We start from the raw sequence: 5,779 nt of genomic DNA, 5'->3' as shown, positions 1-5,779 counted from the left end.
GGGACTGGGGATTGGGGACTGGGGACTGGGGATTGGGGATTGGGGATTGGGGATTTGTTATTTCTCGCCTCATCTCCCTCATCTCCCTCATCTCCCCCACTCCCTACTCCTAGTCACTAAGCGTAGTCGAAGTATTACTCCCCACTCCCTATCCTCTTCAACTTTCCAATTAGGTGATCAAAATAGGGAGCAAGTATTTCTTGCTGATTTGGTTCTACGCGTTTTAGGCTGCTAGTTTTGATGCCTTCTAGCCCTAAAACCATTGCATCTAAGGGTACTTGTAATTCTTGATAAAGCAGTTGCATGTAGTGCAGACCTTCTGTACTGGTGTAGTCGGTGTGTCTTCCTGCAATGCCGTAGGTGATGCAACGCAAAAAGTGCCAGAAGTCACGCCAACAAGCTTCAGCACGTTCGGGGGGGTACAGTCCACCGCCGGGTTGGGTGATGTTGGGGAAGGTGGATAACACCTCGGTTCTAGCTTCATTTACGATATCGCTGACGCGATCGCGTAGCATCTGTGCCACTGGAATTAATTCTACTGTGGCTGGTACAAGTTTCTGGATTTGCTGAAAATCTTCGTTTGTCAGATAACGTCCCTGGTCATCGGCTGCTTGAAATAGCTGAATAGCTGGTTGAGGATAGGTGTATTTCCAGGTATCAAAGCTAACAATCCTGGCTTTTTGGATTAATTCTTGAACTTTTTCACTAAGTTGGGGTTTTGTCATTTTGGGGAATGGGGAATTGGGAATTGGGAATGGGAAATTGGGAATGGGCAATTGAGTATTAAAAATTAAAGAATTCATAAGATATCTTCTTACCAATCCCCAGTCCCTAACCAGCCCCTAGCCCCTAATTATAAATTGCTACTCGTCGCCGCAGAACTTCTATTAAAGTTGTCAATGTTGGAGGTGGAGGGGCTGTAACTTCGATCCAATCTTGTGATATGGGATGTTGTAGTTTGAGTCGCCAAGCGTGTAGTGCTTGACCAGGCAAATTAACGCCTACTGAACGACCAGAACCATAAATTGGGTCGCCAACTATTGGATGACCGATTTTAGCGCTGTGGACACGAATTTGATGGGTGCGTCCTGTTTCTAGTTGGAAATGGATTAATGTGTAGTTACCAAGGCGTTCTAATACTTGCCAATGAGTAACGGCAGATCGTCCGCCTTGTTCTGTGGGGACAATTGCCATTTTTTTGCGGTCTTGGGAATGGCGACCAATGGGCAAATCTACAGTGCCACTTTCGGTTTTTGGTGCGCCGTAAACTACACCTAAATATTCTCGGCGTGCGGTTTTAGCTTTGAGTTGTGCTTGCAAATATTGATAAGCGATGTCTGTTTTGGCAATGGCGATCGCCCCTGTTGTATCCTTATCCAAGCGATGGACAATTCCCGGACGTTGGACTCCGCCAATTCCTGGGAGGTTGGGACAATGCGCTAAGAGGGCATTGACTAAAGTACCATCGGGATGGCCGGGTGCAGGATGAACGACTAAACCAGCGGGTTTGTTGAGAATGAGTAATTGGTCGTCTTCGTAGAGGATATCTAAGGGGATATTTTCTGCTTGTAGTTCTAAAGGTTGTGCTGCTGGGATTTCTAGAGTGATGCGATCGCCTGCTTTAATGCTAATCTTCTTAGATATGCAAACTTGACCGTTGAGTTGCACCTGACCTTGTTCGATTAACTGCTGGATGCGGGAACGAGATAAATCTGGTAATTCTTGTGAAAGGTAGCGGTCAAGGCGATCGCTGTTATCTTCAACTTGTAGATTAAATTCGATCACAATTCGTCTGGGTTAATTCCCCGTTTTTGATTTAAATAAATTTTTATAAAAAATCCTGATATTTAATAGTAATAAGTTTTCATCTTTTCTTTACTTATTTATCATGAAATTTATACATTATTTTTAATTCACTTGGAGATTTATAGTAACCTAAGTTTTAGAGGTTGTTTGAAAAGTGTTTTGCTGTGACTTTAGGCACTTTTAGATTCCCCCTAACCCCCTTAAAAAGGAGGGAACCAGTGACAGCCATAAAACTACAGATGCATCACTCAAGAGAGTAGGGGAAAGGGGGCAGGGAGTAGGGGACAGACGGCGCACCACCCGTTATGAATGAAATAAACACTTTCTTTCCCCACTCCCTATGTTTCCAGAATAGCCAGATTAGCGAAAGATACAGAAAGTCAAGCTGATTTCTGGAATGCTGTTTAGAGAAAATAACTCTGGCCAGATCAGGCTTTGGGCAATAATATGGCTGGGTGTGCTATGGCAATTCGTAATTCGTGCATTATAGCTTAGCAGAGATTGGGGAGTTTGGTATTGGGGGGTGTGGAATCTCTGTACTAAGTTAAATCCGACAGCTATATTTATTTGACAGTACTTCAGCCATTATGGCTGTGAATTTTCTTTGGGAAATTCACCGATTTGAATTGCGAATATTAATTTAATCCAGAACTATCCCGATGACAACACTTCCGATTAGTAGATATAGATTTTTCCAGAAACTCCAGCCCCTATCTCTGTTAAAAAAAATCACCAGTAAATCTGTGACTGGTTGTTTGCAGGTATTTAGCACTTCAGGTGCTTGGTCAATATACATAGATGAAGGTAAATTAATTTATGCTTGCTACTCAGAGAAAATGTTTGAGCCGCTTTATAGAAATTTGCAGCGCTTGAGTCAGCAGATTTCTACTCTCCCTCACGGTATCGATGAGCAGTTGCGGATGATTTTTGAAACTGGTATTGAGAATCAAGCTATACCAAATCCAGATTATTTAGCAATTTGCTGGTTAGTCAATCAAAAATATATGAGTCCGTCGCAGGCGGCAATACTGATAGAACAATTGGCGCTAGAGGTTTTAGAGTCATTTTTAAACTTAGAAGAGGGGAGTTATGAATTTATTCCAGAAAGTTTTCTGGATGATATGCCAAAGTTTTGCCATTTGAATCTCCGCTTACTAGTTGAAAGATGTCAAAAACAGCCTGTTGTTCCAGCCGAGGGGGCGCAATTTTTCCGAACGCAGCAACCACAAGCTCAAACAACAGCCGTAGAAACGTTATCTAGACCAAGCAGCAGTAATAAAGTTGCAGCCTACTCTAGCCGTTTTTTACAACAAAATCCTAAGACTACCGATAATAGTGGCCAAAGAATTTCGCGATTGTCTACTGAGAAAAAACTCTACACAATATTCTGTATTGATGACAGTCCTACAGTACTGAATGCCATCAAAGGTTTTTTAGATGAGCAAATATTTTCTTTTGTAGGAGTCACTGACTCTATGAAAGCTTTAATGCAAATTCTCTGTACTAAGCCAGACTTGATTTTATTGGATATCTCAATGCCTGGTTTAGATGGGTATGAACTCTGCTCTTTACTCCGTAAGCATGTGTATTTTAAGAATACACCCGTAATTATGGTGTCAGGAAAAACAAGATTTATCGATAGAGCGAAAGCGAAGATGGCTAGAGCTTCAGGTTATTTAGCTAAACCTTTTACCCAAGGAGATTTATTGAAAATTATCTTTAAACATATTGTTTAGGTTCTCAATCAATCAAGTCAAGACACTTTGGAGATTTAAGATTGAGTATTGCTAGAGTTGGTAAAATTCTGGTTTTAGAAGATTCTCTGAATGATTTGGAATTCGTGAGTAATTATTTCAGAGATAGAGGTTACAACATTATTAAAGCTAATAGTGCTAAAGAAGCTCTGGAAATAGTCCTGGAAGAAAAGCCAGATGCGATTATTACTGATGTGGTAATGCCAGGAATGAGTGGATTTGAGTTGTGTCGCTTCCTCAACAGAAATTCCACTCATCAGAAAGTGCCAATTGTGATTTGTAGTAGCAAAAATCAGACAATTCATCATTTGTGGGCGAGAAAACAAGGTGCTGACGCTTACATAACTGAACCGTATACGCCTGAGTTGTTACTGAGTGTGATTCAGTCAGTAGCTGCTTGAATCTCATACTAATTCGTAATTCGTAATTGAAAATGGGGAATTGGGAATTGGTGTTTGTTATTTCTCCCTCTGTTCCCCCTGCCTCCCCAGCTTTTTACTCCCTCATCTCTCAAGTTGGGCGACAACTAGATAGGATGCTGTGCATATTTACTACTGATCCTATAACAGCGATCGCAGGTGCGCCAAATCCAGTTTGTTCTACCTGTTCGACAATTGTCGCTAATGTACCAATCAATTCTTCTTGTTCTGGTCGCGTACCCCAACGTACTAAACCAATTGGTGTTTCTAAGCTCAATCTTGCTGCACTCAATTGTTCTACAATATACGGTAAGTTGTGAATCCCCATGTAAATCACAATCGTTTCGGAACCGTGGGCGATCGCACTCCAATTCACTGCTGGTTTATACTTACCCGCTGCCTCGTGCCCAGTAACAAATGTCACCGAAGAGCTATATAACCTATGAGTTAGAGGAATGCCTGCGTAGGCTGGTGCAGCGATTCCCGAAGTAATACCGGGCACTACCTCGACTGAGATGCCAGCCTCTACTAATTCTGCCATTTCCTCACCACCTCGACCAAAGATAAAGGGATCGCCACCTTTGAGCCGGATCACAATTGCATGATCCTGGGCTTTATCAATCAGCAGTTGCGTTGTTTCTTCTTGTAACAGCGAGTGTCTCCCCATGCGCTTACCGGCATTAATTTGTTCGGCTTGGGGATTAATCATTGCCAAAATTGCTGGACTTACTAAAGCATCATAGATAACTACGTCTGCACATTCGAGTAAACCTTTCGCCTTGAGGGTGACTAGTCCTGGATCTCCTGGCCCCGCACCTACTAAATAAACCTTTCCCAAATACTTTCTTGCCTCTGTTTCTGTGCGGCTCATTTATTGATTAAGTCCCAAATTAAATCGGCTAATTCTGCATTTGCTCCCAGAGGTTCCGCTAGTTGGAAAGTTACCTCGGGAAATTGTAATTTTAGCTTTTCTGTTGACTGAGCGATCGCATCTGTTATACCACCAGGGAATAAAAAGTATGGCAGAATTGCAATTTCCCTGTAACCCGCAGCGATCAAATCTTTCACTTGCAATTCTAAACTAGGAGGTACAGACCAGTAAGCAACTACTGCTCCTAACTCTTTAGCCATTGCTTCTACTGGCTGCCCAGAAAGTGGGCGACGGCTACCGTGGGCTAACAAAATCCATGCTTGTGTTTTGATAGCAGTCATTGATTTTGCTAGCAATTTCTCTAAAGCGGGATGACTACCCAAATATGGTTGCAGCTCAATTTTAATATCTAGACCAAGAGCCTGTTGTGCTAGTGCAACTTGTGCCGGAATATCTGTCATTACATGCACTCCCGGCAGCAGAAACAGCGGTATGATTTTTAGGCGATCGCACTCAAAAGCGTTCTGAGCAAATTGTTTAATCTGTTCGTGCAACGACTTAGAAACAACTTCTAAGTAAGCTACGCCTACAAACTTTTCATCACTTGGCTGAGAAACTACGCTATTAGCAGAAGCTGCTTGATTATAGCTATCATCTAGTTTGTTACGTATTAGCCCCGCCAGTTGTCGCATGGCGATTTCTGGACGCGGATCGCGACTTCCGTGAGATACCAATAGATATGCAGATAGCATTGGCAAGGGTGAAATTTTTAGTTACTATTTTTGTTATTCTAAATCCCCTTTAACTAGTTCCGTGGGTTTAAGTCCCCCGGTTCTATAATCGGCAAGTTTTGTGTAGGGGTCTGTCTTATACCAATTCGTAATGACGCGACGCTCCTGTGTCGCTCTAAGCGAAGCTATGCCGCAGGC

The 5,779-nt window shown here is 42.5% G+C and carries 6 protein-coding genes; 2 read left to right on the top strand and 4 right to left on the bottom strand.

Features of this window, described 5'->3' with window-relative positions; all coding sequences use genetic code 11:
* Window positions 1-134: 134 nt before the first annotated feature.
* Together AC5JMF_RS28445 and AC5JMF_RS28440 are read right to left on the bottom strand one after the other, a co-directional pair.
* Complete coding sequence (locus tag AC5JMF_RS28445; protein ID WP_495799065.1) at window positions 135-725, bottom strand: phycobilisome protein; 591 nt, start codon at window positions 723-725, stop codon at window positions 135-137.
* Window positions 726-849: 124 nt separating this feature from the next.
* Window positions 850-1,785 carry an RluA family pseudouridine synthase gene (locus tag AC5JMF_RS28440; RefSeq protein WP_495799064.1) on the bottom strand — a complete coding sequence of 312 codons (936 nt, stop codon included), beginning with the start codon at window positions 1,783-1,785 and terminating at the stop codon, window positions 850-852.
* Window positions 1,786-2,465: 680 nt separating this feature from the next.
* Between AC5JMF_RS28440 and AC5JMF_RS28435 the strand changes: the two genes are divergently transcribed.
* Together AC5JMF_RS28435 and AC5JMF_RS28430 are read left to right on the top strand one after the other, a co-directional pair.
* Complete coding sequence (locus AC5JMF_RS28435) at window positions 2,466-3,542, top strand: response regulator (protein WP_495799063.1); 1,077 nt, start codon at window positions 2,466-2,468, stop codon at window positions 3,540-3,542.
* A gap of 41 nt (window positions 3,543-3,583) precedes the next feature.
* Window positions 3,584-3,961 (top strand): response regulator, encoded by a 378-nt coding sequence (locus AC5JMF_RS28430; RefSeq protein WP_495799062.1) that lies wholly within the window; start codon window positions 3,584-3,586, stop codon window positions 3,959-3,961.
* Between the two features lie 109 nt (window positions 3,962-4,070).
* On the opposite strand, the gene cobA is transcribed toward AC5JMF_RS28430, so the two are convergent.
* The gene (cobA, locus tag AC5JMF_RS28425) at window positions 4,071-4,850 is read right to left on the bottom strand and encodes a uroporphyrinogen-III C-methyltransferase (RefSeq protein ID WP_495799061.1); all 780 of its coding nucleotides are present in this window, start codon (window positions 4,848-4,850) and stop codon (window positions 4,071-4,073) included.
* Entirely contained in the window at window positions 4,847-5,602 is a 756-nt protein-coding gene (locus AC5JMF_RS28420) for a sirohydrochlorin chelatase (RefSeq protein ID WP_495799060.1), read from the bottom strand. Before AC5JMF_RS28420 ends, cobA begins: the two co-directional genes overlap by 4 nt.
* Window positions 5,603-5,779: the final 177 nt, after the last annotated feature.

The sequence above is a fragment of the Desmonostoc vinosum genome, from assembly GCF_059505385.1.
Note: the sequence above shows the minus strand (reverse complement) of the source record. Positions and strands in the feature narration are given on the sequence as shown.

What these genes read in the sequence shown, in the direction of transcription:
- AC5JMF_RS28445 (WP_495799065.1), bottom strand. Translation starts at nt 725, where the DNA reads ATGACAAAACCCCAACTTAGTGAAAAAGTTCAAGAATTAATCCAAAAA.
- AC5JMF_RS28435 (WP_495799063.1), top strand. Translation starts at nt 2,466, where the DNA reads ATGACAACACTTCCGATTAGTAGATATAGATTTTTCCAGAAACTCCAG.
- cobA (WP_495799061.1), bottom strand. Translation starts at nt 4,850, where the DNA reads ATGAGCCGCACAGAAACAGAGGCAAGAAAGTATTTGGGAAAGGTTTAT.
- AC5JMF_RS28420 (WP_495799060.1), bottom strand. Translation starts at nt 5,602, where the DNA reads ATGCTATCTGCATATCTATTGGTATCTCACGGAAGTCGCGATCCGCGT.